At 43.3% G+C, this 14,400-nt stretch carries 15 protein-coding genes; 3 read left to right on the top strand and 12 right to left on the bottom strand.

Features of this window, described 5'->3' with window-relative positions; all coding sequences use genetic code 11:
• Positions 1–71: 71 nt before the first annotated feature.
• The 7 genes from ACQXR1_RS09840 to ACQXR1_RS09870 form a co-directional block, all read right to left on the bottom strand.
• A complete protein-coding gene (locus tag ACQXR1_RS09840; RefSeq protein WP_014663883.1) occupies positions 72–2,012 on the bottom strand; it encodes a stage V sporulation protein D in 1,941 nt (646 codons plus the stop codon).
• Between the two features lie 116 nt (positions 2,013–2,128).
• Positions 2,129–4,279, bottom strand: a complete 2,151-nt coding sequence (gene pbpB, locus ACQXR1_RS09845; protein ID WP_430772048.1) for a penicillin-binding protein 2B — start codon at positions 4,277–4,279, stop codon at positions 2,129–2,131.
• On the bottom strand, positions 4,276–4,629 hold the full coding sequence (gene ftsL, locus ACQXR1_RS09850; protein WP_040083221.1) for a cell division protein FtsL: 354 nt from the start codon (positions 4,627–4,629) through the stop codon (positions 4,276–4,278). The genes pbpB and ftsL overlap by 4 nt, the downstream gene beginning before the upstream one ends.
• Positions 4,630–4,668: 39 nt before the next feature.
• Positions 4,669–5,604 (bottom strand): 16S rRNA (cytosine(1402)-N(4))-methyltransferase RsmH, encoded by a 936-nt coding sequence (rsmH, locus tag ACQXR1_RS09855; protein ID WP_014663880.1) that lies wholly within the window; start codon positions 5,602–5,604, stop codon positions 4,669–4,671.
• 69 nt (positions 5,605–5,673) lie between these two features.
• Complete coding sequence (mraZ, locus tag ACQXR1_RS09860; protein WP_003221402.1) at positions 5,674–6,105, bottom strand: division/cell wall cluster transcriptional repressor MraZ; 432 nt, start codon at positions 6,103–6,105, stop codon at positions 5,674–5,676.
• Positions 6,106–6,230: 125 nt separating this feature from the next.
• Positions 6,231–7,850, bottom strand: coding sequence for a bacillithiol biosynthesis cysteine-adding enzyme BshC (gene bshC / locus ACQXR1_RS09865; protein WP_069838805.1), 1,620 nt, complete (start codon positions 7,848–7,850; stop codon positions 6,231–6,233).
• Positions 7,851–7,920: 70 nt separating this feature from the next.
• Positions 7,921–8,814: a 2-dehydropantoate 2-reductase gene (locus ACQXR1_RS09870; RefSeq protein WP_430772049.1), complete on the bottom strand. Its 894-nt coding sequence runs from the start codon at positions 8,812–8,814 to the stop codon at positions 7,921–7,923.
• Between the two features lie 159 nt (positions 8,815–8,973).
• Between ACQXR1_RS09870 and ACQXR1_RS09875 the strand changes: the two genes are divergently transcribed.
• Positions 8,974–9,456 carry an N-acetyltransferase gene (locus ACQXR1_RS09875; RefSeq protein ID WP_014663877.1) on the top strand — a complete coding sequence of 161 codons (483 nt, stop codon included), beginning with the start codon at positions 8,974–8,976 and terminating at the stop codon, positions 9,454–9,456.
• Between the two features lie 56 nt (positions 9,457–9,512).
• Here ACQXR1_RS09875 and gerR read toward each other — a convergent pair whose 3' ends face one another.
• From gerR to ACQXR1_RS09890, 3 genes are all read right to left on the bottom strand, one after another.
• Entirely contained in the window at positions 9,513–10,094 is a 582-nt protein-coding gene (gene gerR, locus ACQXR1_RS09880) for a sporulation specific transcriptional regulator GerR (protein WP_014663876.1), read from the bottom strand.
• A gap of 145 nt (positions 10,095–10,239) precedes the next feature.
• Positions 10,240–10,419, bottom strand: a complete 180-nt coding sequence (gene rpmF, locus ACQXR1_RS09885) for a 50S ribosomal protein L32 (protein WP_003154457.1) — start codon at positions 10,417–10,419, stop codon at positions 10,240–10,242.
• Between the two features lie 21 nt (positions 10,420–10,440).
• A complete protein-coding gene (locus tag ACQXR1_RS09890) occupies positions 10,441–10,959 on the bottom strand; it encodes a YceD family protein (RefSeq protein WP_014479718.1) in 519 nt (172 codons plus the stop codon).
• A gap of 27 nt (positions 10,960–10,986) precedes the next feature.
• Between ACQXR1_RS09890 and ACQXR1_RS09895 the strand changes: the two genes are divergently transcribed.
• Positions 10,987–11,172: a hypothetical protein gene (locus ACQXR1_RS09895; RefSeq protein ID WP_014663874.1), complete on the top strand. Its 186-nt coding sequence runs from the start codon at positions 10,987–10,989 to the stop codon at positions 11,170–11,172.
• On the top strand, positions 11,169–12,416 hold the full coding sequence (locus ACQXR1_RS09900) for a nucleotidyltransferase (protein ID WP_069838807.1): 1,248 nt from the start codon (positions 11,169–11,171) through the stop codon (positions 12,414–12,416). Before ACQXR1_RS09895 ends, ACQXR1_RS09900 begins: the two co-directional genes overlap by 4 nt.
• 16 nt (positions 12,417–12,432) lie before the next feature.
• Here the strand turns inward: ACQXR1_RS09900 and ddcP are convergent, their stop codons facing one another.
• Positions 12,433–13,458 carry a protease DdcP gene (ddcP, locus tag ACQXR1_RS09905; RefSeq protein ID WP_069838808.1) on the bottom strand — a complete coding sequence of 342 codons (1,026 nt, stop codon included), beginning with the start codon at positions 13,456–13,458 and terminating at the stop codon, positions 12,433–12,435.
• A gap of 1 nt (position 13,459) precedes the next feature.
• A complete protein-coding gene (locus tag ACQXR1_RS09910) occupies positions 13,460–14,242 on the bottom strand; it encodes a patatin family protein (protein ID WP_306646334.1) in 783 nt (260 codons plus the stop codon).
• Positions 14,243–14,400 lie beyond the last annotated feature (158 nt).

Below are 14,400 nucleotides of genomic sequence, written 5' to 3' on the forward strand. Positions count from 1 at the left end.
AAAAGGATACATCCAGCTAATCTTGAAAGATATCAGCATTTTTTCTGCAATAAAAGAATAGGCAGCCCGAATCAATCGGCTGCCTCCTTTTCATCTTCTTCAGTCAAATACACGCGTATCTTCGAACCCTCTTTTACTTTCGTTCCGGCAGCTGGCGATTGTTTAACGATTTTGCTTCCTTTCCCGGAAGCATCTACATTGAGATTCACCAATAGTGACTCAAGATCTGAGACAGACATCCCTACAACATTCGGAACTTCTATTGTTTTTGTGTCGTTCCATTGGTATTTTTTCTCGATTTGATTTTTCCGGGGCTTCACACCAAGCTCCGGCAGGCTGTCTCTCATAATATTCCCGACAATAGGCGCTGCAACCGTTCCGCCAAACTGAATCGTGCCTTTCGGGTTATCCACCGCAACGTAGACAACCAGACTCGGATCATCGGCGGGCGCGAAACCGATAAATGATACAATATGGTTGTTTTCGAGGTATTTTCCATCTTTAACCTTTTGTGCCGTTCCCGTTTTTCCTCCGACACGATATCCTTCCACAAATGCATTGCGGCCGGTGCCTTCTGCGACAACGCTTTCTAGAGCATAACGGATTTGTTTGGATGTTTCTTCAGAAATGACTTGTTTCTTTGCGATTGGTGATTGTTTTTTGACCGTTTTCTTCGTAACAGGATCGATCCATTCCTTTGCAATATAAGGTGTGTAGAGCGTCCCTCCGTTTACAGCGGCAGATACCGCTGCAACCTGCTGAATCGGCGTGACGGATACTCCCTGTCCGAAAGCCGTTGTTGCTTGCTCCACCGGACCCACTCTGTCAAGGGGGAACAAGATGCCTGTTCCCTCGCCTTGAAGATCAATTCCCGTTTTTTGTCCAAAACCAAAGTCTTTGATATATTTGAAAAGCTTTTCTTTTCCTAAGCGCTCGCCCAATTCAACAAACCCCGGGTTGCAGGAGTTCTGTACAACTTCTAGATACGTCTGCAGCCCGTGCCCGCCTCTTTTCCAGCACCGCAGTCTCGCTCCGTCCACTTCCGCATGCCCCTTATCATAAAATTGATCCCGTTTTAAATTAACTTTTTGCTCTTCAAGGGCTGCTGCAAGCGTAATGATTTTAAAGGTAGATCCCGGTTCATACGTGCTCCATACTGGCAGATTTCGATTGTAGACGGACGGATCGACTGATTGGTAATCAGCAGGGTCAAAGTCAGGCCTGCTAGACATCCCCAAGATTTCTCCGTTTTTCGGATTCATAGCTACGGCAATCATGCCGTCCGGATGATATTTGGCCTCAGCGTTATCAAGCTCTCTTTCCAGTATCGTCTGAACCTTTGAATCAACTGTCAGCTTCATATCAAGCCCATCCTTAGGCGGCGTATAGTCGTCCGCTTCATCAGGCATCTTCTTTCCCTTGGCATCTGTATAAAACTTAACAGAACCTTTTTCCCCTTTTAGATCATCGTCGTAATAGGCTTCCAGTCCAAGGAGCCCTTGGTTGTCAATTCCTGCAAATCCAAGCACATGAGATAAAAAGCTGCCGAACGGGTAATGACGGATACTGTCCTCCGCAACATACACACCTTTTAAATCAAGCGCTTTGATTTCCTTCGCCTTCTCATTTGAAATTTTTCTCCCCTCAGGAGTGATCTTTTCGATTGACGCTTTTTTTGTCACATGTTTATATACTTTTTCTTCTGACATGTTGAGCACCGCCGCAAGCTGCTTGCTCGTTTTCATCGGATTCTGTACTTGGCGCGGCACGACGAATACGGTCGGCGCACTTTTGTTTGTTGCGAGTTTCACGCCGTTCCGGTCCAGAATCTCGCCTCTCTCCGGCTCAAACGGCAAGTTACGGCTCCAGGAATCTTTCGCCAGCGAAGTCAGTTTTTCGCCCATCACAAACTGAACATACCCCAGCCTTGTATCAATGATCAGAAACACGATCACGCCAAAAAGCAAAACAAATAATAAACGTTTTCTAACCGTTACATTCGAGACGCGCAAGAGACCGTTCACTCCTTATTTAGGCTTGTTTCATTTTATGCCTGAAATTGGACAGGTAGAACGAGGCTCCTCTGAAGGCATAAAAAAAGAAAGCCTGCATAACGCAAGCTTTCTTTTTAATCAGGATTTTTAAACTTAACCTTGATTACGGTTTTATCTTTTATTTCTTTGTCTTTCTTGACGCTTTGGCTGACAGCGTAGCCTTGGCCGTTTACTTCAATATGAATTCCCGCGAGCTCGCCGTACTGAAGAACCTCTCTTCTAGACCACCCTGTCATATCAGGCATTTTGATTTTGCCGCCCGTTTTCAGGAAAACCTTCTGATTGGTGAGAACTTCCTCATCCGCTTTCGGATACTGTTCTTTTACAGCGACATCACTGCCGATGACAATCGGTGTGAGATTCTCTTCTTTTGCTTTCTTTTGAGCAGCAGTAACCGTTTGATCTGTTAAATCAGGCATTGTCTGCGCTTTTGTTTCTTCCTTATCAGAATTAGATTTTTCAGTTGGCTCTATGTTTAGGTAATGCAGGCTGTTTTTCATTGTTGGGTTGAAGATTTCTGATACTGGATCTGAACTGCTTTGTCCTGCTTTTAACTGCGGCTGCTGTACAGCAACATAAATTAAAAGCTCAGGATCATCTTTAGGCGCCATACCCATAAACGAAAAGATATAGTTATCTGTGCCGTCTAAATATCCGCCTTTACCGGCTATTTGCGCAGTACCTGTTTTCCCGGCAACATCAAAACCTTCGATTTTATAGGCTTGCCCTGTTCCGATTTTCGATGTAACGACTTCTCCCAATATATCCCGCACCTTTTTCGCAGTGCTTGCAGAAATCGGAGTTCCGGCTGATTCCGGCTTATTTTGATAAATAGTTTTATCTTTATCGGGATCAACGATATGGTCAATCACATAAGGCTTCATCATTTTACCGTCATTCGCAATTGCCGTTGCGGCCTGAATCTGCTGAATTGGTGTGACCGCAGACGCTTGGCCATATGCAGTTGACGCCTTATCAAATTCATATTTAAAGTTAATTTTGCTGGAGACTTCTCCTGGCAAATCAATACCTGTTTTCTGGTAAAAATTGAACTTGTGCAAATATTGATTGAGGCGGTCATATCCCAGCTTTTCTTTCGCCAGTTTCGCAAAAGCGACATTCGACGACCTTAGAACGCCGTCATGATAGGTTGTCGGACCCCAGCCTACACCGTTATTGTGATCCCTAACAGGTGCTCCGCCAACTTCAAATGTCCCTGACTTATATTGTTCGTTCGCATTAAACACGTTTTCCTGCATCGCAGCAGCAAGTGTAAATATCTTCATCGTTGATCCGGGTTCATACGCATATGAAATCAAATCATTATAGTAGTTTGTCACATCGCGCTTGTTCGGATCAAAGCTTGGCCGCTGTCCCATGGCAAGGACTTTGCCTGTTTTCGGATCGACGACTGCGGCCATAATTTTTTTCGGATTATACTTTTGCGCCACTTTTGTCATGCTGTCTTCCAAAAATGTTTGAATTTTCTGGTCAATGGTTAAATATACATTGTCACCATTTTTTGGCGCGGTAATTTTATTTTTGCTGTTTGGGAGCTCCCAGCCGGATTTGTCGCTTTCATATGTCACATATCCGTCCCGCTCCTTCAAATACTTATCCAGCACCTTCTCTAATCCCATCGCGCCGGAAATTTCATTTGTGTCCTGATCAACCTCGGCATAGCCGATTAGATTAGATGCAAATATACCGTTTGGATAGTAGCGTTTTGTATCCCGTAAAAATGAAATGCCCGGGAGTTTCATTTTTTCAATTTTTTGCTTTTGTGAATACGTAATATCCCGGCCCGCTGAGCCAAACTCGACTTGTTTTGCATCTTTATTTAAGATATCAAGGATGTCTGCCTTGTCCAAGTTTATCACTTTAGACAATGCTTCCGCCGTTTTTTCTTTGTCTACGACATGCTGAGGATGCTTGACATCAGTGGTCATTTTTTTATCGAGAATCGCAATCAGCTTATACGTCGCTGTGTCCTCAGCAATCACTTTTCCGTTTCGATCTAAAATCGAGCCGCGGCTTGCCTCGATGGTCCGTTTCTTTTCATGCTGCTCTGTCGCTTTTGTCGCAAGCACTTCACCGTCCGCTTTTCCGGTTATTTGAATATATGCCATTCTCCCTAGGATGACAAAGAAAAAGAGAGCGAAACAAATACTTAGAATCGCTGCTCCTCTATTCATAAATTTATTCTTTTTTGGCATTTGAATCATTCCTGTATGTTTTTCACTTTTTTATCTTTTAAATTCAAGCCGTTCTTTTTCGCAATGTCCATAATGCGCTGCGGTTTGCTTAAATCAGCAACGCTTTTTTCGAGGTCACCAATTTGCTTATTTTCGGATGAAATTTGCTCCTCAAGCTTTTGCACCTCAATATTGGTTTGATATGCCGCATATGCCTTTGATACGATCAAAAGCGATACGCTGAGCACCGCCGCAGCAAAGAGGACAAGAAGCACTTTTTCTCCGAGAGTAATGGAAGCCCTTTTTTTGACAATCACTTTTTTCTCAGGATTGATCGCATGCCGCTGCTGTTTCTCTGGTTGGTAAGCTAAATTGCTCATAGGCTGATGACCTCCTTTTAATTTTGCATTCGCGTTTCGTTATTTTCTTTTTTCAGCAATCCGAAGCTTGGCAGAACGGGCCCTGTTGTTCTCTTCAAGCTCTTCTTGAGATGCCGTAATCGGTTTTCGTGTGATGAGCTTCAGCTCCGGCTCAAACTCTTCCGGTATAACAGGAAGACCCGGAGGAAGTTCCGGAAGCGACGACTTTTCTTTAAAAGTGGTTTTGCAAATTCTGTCTTCTAGCGAGTGGAAGGTAATGACTGATACCCTGCCCCCTGGCTTCAGAACCTCAATTGCCTGCTCCAAAGCTTCTTCAAACACCCTAAGTTCATCGTTTACGGCAATTCTGATTGCCTGAAACACGCGTTTAGCGGGATGTCCCCCGCTCCTTCTCGCTGGAGCGGGAATCGCGTCTTTTATTAGATCGACCAGTTGGCCCGTAGTTTGAATAGGAGACTTCATTCTTGCCTCCTCAATTTTTCTGGCGATCTGTTTACTGAACTTCTCTTCTCCGTATTTAAAGAAAATACGGACGAGATCCTCATAGCGCCACTCATTAACGACTTCTTTCGCCGTAAGCGTAGCCGACTGGTCCATCCTCATGTCCAACGGTGCGTCATGATGGTAACTGAATCCGCGCTCCGGTGTATCCAGCTGCGGAGAGGACACCCCTAAATCAAATAAAATACCGTCTACTTCTGTAATACCTTGTTCATTCAAACATTCTTTTAAATACCTGAAATTGCTTTTAATCAGAATAAGCTGCCCTTTATAATCGGACAACGCTTCTTTCGCATGCTGTAATGCCATATCATCTTGGTCAAAAGCGATTAAACGCCCCTTCTCGGATAACTGCTGCAATAAGTATGTACTGTGCCCAGCTCCGCCGAGTGTGCAGTCTACATATGTACCGTCCGGTTTAATATTGAGTCCGTCTACGGTTTCACGAAGAAGTACTGTCTTGTGTTGAAACATTTTGTGTTGGTCCCACCTTTTATCAGGATGAATTGAAATTGTTTTTAGAGTGTTATACACGAAGAATCATTATATATCAAACCCAATCATGTTTTCAGCAATTTCAGCAAATGAATCTTCTTGCTCTTCTGTGTATTGTTCCCAAATTACTTTACTCCACAATTCAATTCGATTAGAAACCCCGATAACAACACATTCTTTTTCCAGTTTGGCATAATTCAATAGAGATGATGCAATATTTACCCTGCCTTGCTTGTCCAGTTCGCATTCGGTCGCCCCTGAAAAGAAGAAACGGGTAAACGCGCGGGCATCTTTCTTTGTGAGAGGAAGAGCTTTCAGTTTTTCTTCAATTTGTTTCCATTCGTGCATAGGGTAGCCGAAGAGACATTGGTCAAGCCCTCTGGTCAGCACAAATTGCTCACCTAGGCCTTCTCTAAATTTAGCGGGTACGATCATGCGGCCTTTCGCATCGATGGTATGCTGATATTCACCCATAAACATGATCTCTTGCCCCACTTTCTCTCCTTAACTCACCACTATTCACCACTTCGCTCCACAACTTCATTTTACACTGTTTACCCATAAAAAAAAACCCTGAACTATTCAGGGTTCTTTAAAACTTTATTTCAAAGTTTGACAACTTGATGTTGATTTTGAAAAGAAAATGGCAGATTCTTGAATGTCATGAAGAATTTTGGACCGTACCTGTTCAAATAATACATGATATTCCAAATCCGTTCTTGCGGCGCAAGAAGCGGCTTAATGCTATTTTGAATTCTCTCATAATCCTTCAATACGTAGCCTTCTTTTTCCTCAATTCGCTTCGTCACCGTGCGCTCTAAGAATTGAAGCTGATCCTGAATAAAAGCGGCATTTTTCAGGAGTAAAGGTTCCATGCTTTGATCGACCTTTAACGCCTCCTGCCGGACCGTTTTGTGAATCGCTTCAATTTGGCTTCTCGCTTGATCCATCACCGCCGTAAACTCTTCCGGAATCTGGCGCTCGAAGTATGTCTCTCTTTGATTCTCCGTTCCGCGCTCAATCGCATCTTGTAACGAGATATTCCGTTCAGCCAGTTTTTTCTCAATATGCCGCTCAAGTATCGTAATGTTCAGTCTTGGCATGACAGGAGGCATTTTAAAACCCATCACCGCAAAAGCCTGTTTGAGCTCACCCCAATAGTTGATTTCTCCAGGGCCTGCAATAAATGCTAAAGTCGGAATGAGAAATTCCTGCATTAAAGGTCTCGTTACAACATTGTTGCTGAAGCGCTCCGGATGTTCTTCCATATGCGTATGAAGTTCATCCATCGTCCATCCTAGATCAAGCTCATTGACAACAAATCGGCCGTTATCTTTTTCAATTAAAAAACGTTCTTCTTCATATTCATAAAACAGATTTGCCTGCTCTTTTCCGGACTCGATAATCGGTTTGTAGCCTGCTTGGCGCATGAAGGCCTGCTGATCTGATACAGCGCGGGCGAGTTCATCATTTTCTCGAAGAATCTTTTGGAACATAGCCGTTTCCAGCTTTTTAATCCCAGGATCTCCAGAATTTAATAAAACTAAGCCCTCCTCTTGGAACAGATCCGCGATCAGCAGCTCAAAGAAGTCAGTAAACGTAACAGATTCTCGTAAACATCGTTTCACATTATCAAGAAGTGAATTCGTGTGGTCTGTTTCTTCAAAAGCGGCAAACACATCATCTATCCACGCGGAACACTTTTCCTGGTCAAGCGTCGTGCTCGCTGCTGATGACTTCTTCCAATATGACTGAGACAGCTTTTTTTTCACAGGACCATTCTCTTCAGAAATATGAACAAAATTAATCTCATCCAAATCGTGGTCTTCTCCGGCCACCCAGAAGATCGGTATGACAGGCACTTGCAGTTCCTTTTCTTGTTGCTTTGCTAAAACAATGATTGAAATGATTTTATGTATGGTGTAAAGCGGCCCTGTTAAAAGTCCTGCCTGCTGTCCGCCGACTACAGCGGCACTTGACGGGTCCTTCAGCTTCTCAATAGCGGACTGCATCGCACTTGAACCGAATTTATTATGGTACGAGGATAAGTACGCCGCCAATTCCTCTCTTGCGAAAAACCGGGAGGATAAGTCTTGCAGTCTTTCACGCCACATGTCCTTATGATGAATGCTGTAATCAAAAAAAGAAGACATTTCTTCTTTGCCATCTATATAGTGCTGTACAAACACATTCTGATTTTTGATGGAAAGTTCAGTTAGCTGCATCTTCTAGAACTTCCTTTCTCCAATAAATAGTTAGTTATCCGAAATGAGTATAGCATGTTACCGAAAAAGCTCAAAAGACTTTGTTTGTATTTCGCTCCAATGCTTTGATGCTGCCGTATAAAAACGCTAGATGGACGGCATCAATTCCGTGAAGACTTGCTTCCTTCAATAAGTATCCGATGATGGCGTCAGCTTCCGTTTGCCGGCCTTCAATGACGTCAACCAGCATTGAAGAGCGATTTTCTTTCGTTAGTCTGCAAACGGCCTGAACCCGCTCCCAAGCCTCTTCTTCGTTTTCAAGCCTTAAAATGCGGCACGCCTCCTGAAATACCAGCTTCATAAAAGCCAGATAAGCTGGCGTTGTCAGCAGGTCTCCATTTTTCACCTGCAATAACGCAGTTAAAGGATTAATACACGCATTTACAATCAGCTTGCCCGTTAGCAGACGGTACCAATCCGTTTCATAACAAATCGGAAAATCCGAGTGGTTATGCTGAAACAAGATGTTCAGCCGATCTGGTTCAGCATCGAACGCGCTCCATTTTATCGCACCTAGGCCTGTATGATCAACAGCTGTATCCGATTTTCTTACAGCCCCGTGCTCAACGATTCCAACATAAATAGAGTGGCCAACGTGCCAGTCTTTTAGGTTGTGGATATGCCCCATGCCGTTTTGCAAAAATAATATATTCGTTTTTCCGATCCGTTCAAGCGACGGAAAAACAGACTGAAGCTGATGCTGCTTCACTGTCATGACAAGCAGATCGAAATCCGAATTGATACGCGTGTCTGCACTGCAATCAGCGCTGAATTCCTCCCCGCCTTTATAAAGCCGGATTCCTTCAGACTGAATGGCCGCAGCCTGTTCCTGCCGCCTCGTCACAACAGTCACGTCGTGATCAAGTGACAAATAATAGGCGCATAATAGACCGACGGAGCCTCCGCCGATAATTCCAATTTTCATGATGTCACACCCAATTTAGCTTTTACGTATTATCATAGCAGAAGTATGAAGAAATTACTTCTCAAAGATTCCATGTGCTTAAAATTAAAGTTTAAATATTTGGATTTTTTAAATAAAGCGTTTACAATATATATAGAAACAACAAAGGGGGAGATTGGTTTGACAAAGGTAGAACGTCTGCTTATCAACTATAAAACGCTGGAAGAATTCAAGAAATTTAAAGAATACGGCATTCAGGAGCTTTCAATGCTTGAAGATCTTCAGGATAATATTATTGAAAATGACAGCACTTCGCCTTTTTACGGGATTTATTTCGGCGACAAACTTGTAGCACGAATGAGTCTGTATCAAGTTAACGGCAAATCGAATTCCTATTTTGACAATCGCCAGGATTATTTGGAGCTGTGGAAGCTTGAGGTTCTTCCAGGCTACCAGAACAGGGGATATGGGAGAGCCTTGGTTGAATTTGCAAAATCATTCAAAATGCCAATCCGGACAAATCCGCGAATGAAATCAGCAGAATTTTGGAACAAAATGAACTTTAAAACTGTTAAGTATGATATGGCACGGGACAAAGGGGAAAATCCGCTCATCTGGCATCCTGATATGGATCGCGAAATGACACCGGGAGAGTCCGCATAGACATAAAAACAACCGGCCTATTCTTCCTATAGGGCCGGTTCATTTCAAGCGTTTCTTTACGTTTCTTGAGCCGCTTTTTTCATTCTTCCGTCTTCCTTGGATACAACCATTTTTCTGGCCCGATCCATAATGTCGATCAATGCCTTGTAATCCTCTTCTGTCATCTCTAGCTGATTCCGCAATGTTTGATTTTCACTCCGCAAATCCTCAAGCTCTTTTTGCAGCGATTGGATTTGCTCCTTCAATTTTTCCCTTTCGAGCTGAAATTCTTGTGCAGAAGGTGCTTCTTTAAATTGTTCGAGAAATTGAATGACATCCTGAATGGACAAGTCTCGTTTTCCTTCTGACGATGCCGAGGCAGTCTGCTTCACGGAATTCGGCATATTGACCGAATGAACGCCGATTTGCTTTCTCAGTTCTTTCCTCTGCTTTTTCGCAAGCTCTATACCTGACTGGTATTGTTTTCTTACATATGAGTTCCACCTGAAACCGCAGGCTGCCGCGGTTCTGGTCAGCGCCCTTCCTACCTCCTCAAAGGCGGAAAGCTGTGTTCCTCCCTCTCGAATATGACGAAGCACCACTTCTGCCAGCAGCAAATCCTCATCCTGAGTCCAAGCATCTTGTCTTGTAATGGTCAAATTCAATCTCCCTCCATGTCAGCTTATTTATCTCATACATATGCCGGTAATAGATTAGATAGACTATTTGCACTCACAAATTTTCCGCAAGCTGACAGGAAGAGAAAAAGAAAAAGCGCAGGGCTTTCACCCCGCGCTTTTCTCATTAGTTACTTTTTACATTTATGTCTTTGCCGTTGTATGATCCGCATGCTTTGCATACACGGTGAGACAACTTCATCTCTCCGCATGACGGACATTCTGTCATACCAGGTACATTAAGTTTGAAATGTGTACGGCGCAATCTTTTCTTCATTTTAGAAGTTCTTCTAAAAGGTACAGCCATTATTCCCACCTCCTTAAAGAGTTAAGATTCATCATCTTGTTTTAAGAGCTTTTCGAGGGCTGCAAGTCTCGGATCAACTTGATTCTTCTTGTCTTCTTCCGAAATGACTTGCCAGTCCTTTCCTTCTTGAGGAGCAGCTCCTTTTTCTTGTTCAGATTCACAAAAGATTTGCATAGGGATTTCTAAAAGAATTTCTTCTTTCACGATCGGAGTTAAGTCGATAGTATCGTCCTCAACAATGTGAACGTCATCATCTTCTATATCATCCGTGTGATGAAATATAAACAGTTCTTTTGTTGAAATTTCAAATGGATACGGGACATCAACGAGTGTTCTTGAGCATGGCAAAATCATTTCGCCTGAAATTGTAAAATCAAACGAAACCTGTTTGGATTTGATATCCGCTCTGCCCTTCACCCGGACGGGAGAAATGCGGCGAATGTCAGAATTCAGCTTTGTCAGCTCATTTAACTCAACTGTTTCATCAAATTCAAAACTTTGTTTTGGCATTTGATGCAGCTGATAAATCGTCCATTTCATTTGTATCACCTCAGGAAAGCAACAAACATGATTATAGCTTTTAAGATTGTTTTTGTCAATATTTTTTCTTTACAGCATAATGCTGCCATCCAAGTATCGTTGACAGCGGAATATGCTATGCATACACTTAAAACAAAAATAAGGCGTAAGAGTTTTCATTTGCAAATGTACCATACGTTTTTAAACATAGCAAGAAAGGCGGAAAAAATATGAATGCTGTCGGATTGGTGGTTGAATATAACCCCTTTCATAACGGTCACCTTTATCATGCCCAAACAGCAAAGCGGCAAACCGGATGCGACACGGCTGTCGCGGTGATGAGCGGGCATTTTTTACAGCGTGGGGAACCGGCTGTTGTGTCAAAATGGGCCCGAACAAAAATGGCGCTGCAAAGCGGAGTTGATCTTGTTATTGAGCTGCCTTATCTTTATGCCGTGCAAAAAGCGGACATTTTTGCACGCGGCAGTGTTTCCATCCTAAACGAAATTGAATGTGAGGCGCTGTTTTTCGGGAGTGAGAATGGGGATATCAAGCCGTTTTTAGAAACAGCACAGCTTATTAATGAGCATAAACATACATTTGATGACCGAATTAAAGAAGAACTTAAAACGGGGACGAGTTATCCAGCAGCGGCGGCTAGCGCCTTCAGCTCCATTTTGCATTCCGAAAGTGCACTTGACTTGTCAAAACCAAATAACATTTTGGGATACCAGTATGTGACTTCGATTCTAACCGGGGGATATCCTATGAAACCTTATACCACGGCACGCATCTCTTCGGACTATCATGATGCCGATCTCCCTGAAGGTGAAAACCCTATCGCAAGCGCCACAAGCATCAGAAAAGCGATGACTGGCCAGAGTCTCGAAGCCTGCCTTCGTTTTCTCCCTGCTGCATCTGCACGAGAATTAGCAGCTTACCGCAAATCTTTCGGATTGTGGCATACACCTGAGCGCTACTTTTCTTACTTGAAATACAGCCTTTCAACAGTAACAGCACAGGAATTACAGCAAATATACGAGGTGGAGGAAGGTTTAGAGCACAGAATTCTTCGTTCGATCAGAAAGGCCAGCTCCTATCTGGAATATATGGAGCTGCTGAAAACGAAACGTTATACATGGACAAGGCTCCAGCGGATGAATACGCACATTTTAACCAGAACAAAAAAACAGGATATAAAAAAGCTGCTTGACGACGATAAGGTGCCATATATCAGGCTTCTCGGCATGACGAAAAAAGGACAGGCTTATTTATCCGAAAAGAAAAAAGCACTGTCTGTTCCGCTTGTCAGCAAACTGTCCTCTTTCTCTCATCCAGCTCTCGATCTGGACATAAAAGCAAGCAGAATTTACAGCCTGCCGATAGAAGAGCCGCTGAGAACCGAGTTTGACCTGCAGGAATACGGACATACACCGATTCGCTATGACGAAGATGGACAACACTTTTTAAATGTATAGAAAAAGCACCTGAGAATCAGGTGCTTTTCGCTTTCAGCTTATTCAAATAGTCAATCGCATCCTGCATGGTATCAACAGGCACAATCTTCATATCTGAATCAATATCTTTTGCTGTTTTTACAGCATTTTCATAATCGGAATTGCTGGCGCCGTTTTGATTTGGCGCGAAGAAAATGTCTTTTCCGGCTTTGTCTGCGGCGACGACTTTTTGATCAATTCCGCCAATCGGGCCTACTTTTCCGTCAACATCGATGGTACCTGTTCCCGCAATATCATAACCTTTTGTTTCGTCTGTTTTTGTCAGCTGATTATAGATTTCAAGAGACATCATTAACCCGGCAGAAGGACCGCCGATATTCTCGATTTCAAAATCAATATCCGGCTCCACTTTGACGTTTCTGTCCGTATAAAGTGAAACACCGATCCCAGCCCGTTGCGGCTCATCAGGGAATTGTTTTAACGTAAGAGTGACACGCTTTTCTTTTTCTTCTCTTTCGATCTTTAACGTCACTTTATCGCCTGCGTTTTTGCTGCTGATATAATCAATCAGCTTTTCAGCTGACTGATAGTTTTTGCCGTCTGCACTGATGATTTTATCACCGACCTCTATTTTCCCTTTTGCCGGCATGTTTTCTACAACTGAGCTTGCATATATGCCGTTAAAGGAGTAGCTGACTTTTTTTCCTGCTTTTTGATAGGCGGCTATAACCGCGTTTTCTTGCGAGCTTTTCATCATTTGGAGCTGCCTTTTCATATACTCCTTATCTGACTCGCCTTCTTCCTTAATGCTCTCATCAGGAACAATTTCATAATAAGGGTGCATCTTTGCCCACACATATGTAAACGGATTAGCCGGTCCCACTTTGACAGTCATTAAGGACAAGCTTCCTTTTTCCGGGTAGCCTCCCTCCACTTTTATCAATGGAGCAAGCTCTGTCGCTTCTCCCGGTTTTGTAATATAGTATGGAAGTTTTATAAATGATAAAACGGCGATCAGTATGAGGATGACGAGCATCCAGCTAAAATGTTTTTTACGTAGCAAATTATGAGCCCTCCCAATTCTCTATTTCTTTTCTTATCTTGCTGATCGATCGGTTTGTCGCCTCTTCGCCTGCCGATATCATTTCTTCAATATTGGCAAACGAGCTTGAGCTGTATGTTTCAAGAGAAGGGCGAATCATGATATCTGCGGCAATCGTTTGATGCCGCACCAATTCATTTTGCAGGATATCCATACTTTGCATAATCACATCAAAAATATGCACTGCTGTTTCAGTTTTTCGAACCCTGGAAACATCCGAAGCGATGATAATATCAGCTCCCATGTCTTTTACAACAGAAACCGGAATTCGATCGACGACCGCGCCGTCTACAAGAAGGCGTCCGTCCAGCCTCTGCGGAATAAAGATACCCGGTATGCTGATGCTGGCCCTCACTGCATCTGACACTGATCCTTTGCGGAACACAATCTTTTCTCCCGTCTGTAAATCACATGCAACAATGCCCAGCGGAATTTGGAGCTCTTCAATCGGTTTTCCGAATGTATAAGCATGCACAAGCTGTCTGACGCGGTCACCTTTTAGAAAACCGAGCTTCGGCACCGTATAATCAGCATAAAGCCTCCGTTTAAAGGCTTTGGCTACTTTTTTCATCGTTGCCACGTCATGGCCGGCGGCATAAAAACTGCCCACCAAAGCGCCCATGCTGCTTCCTGCAATCATATCCACATGAATTTGATGCTTATGTAAACTGGAAAGCACACCGAGATGAGCAAGCCCTCTGGCCCCTCCCGATCCTAACGCTAACCCGATTTTAGGTTTGGCCAAAGCGTTAACCTCCTGCCTGAATTCCCTGTATACCGAATTCTATGGTCTAAACTGAACCCCTATGCTCGTATATTAGTACAAAGAATCAAGAGGACAGGTACTGCTTGGCCGTTTCATGTCATACATTATTTTATCATGATATACATGTCATTGGGCAT

This window comes from Bacillus sp. ATD (assembly GCF_050585765.1).
In the GTDB taxonomy this organism is placed as follows: Bacteria; Bacillota; Bacilli; order Bacillales; family Bacillaceae; genus Bacillus; species Bacillus stercoris.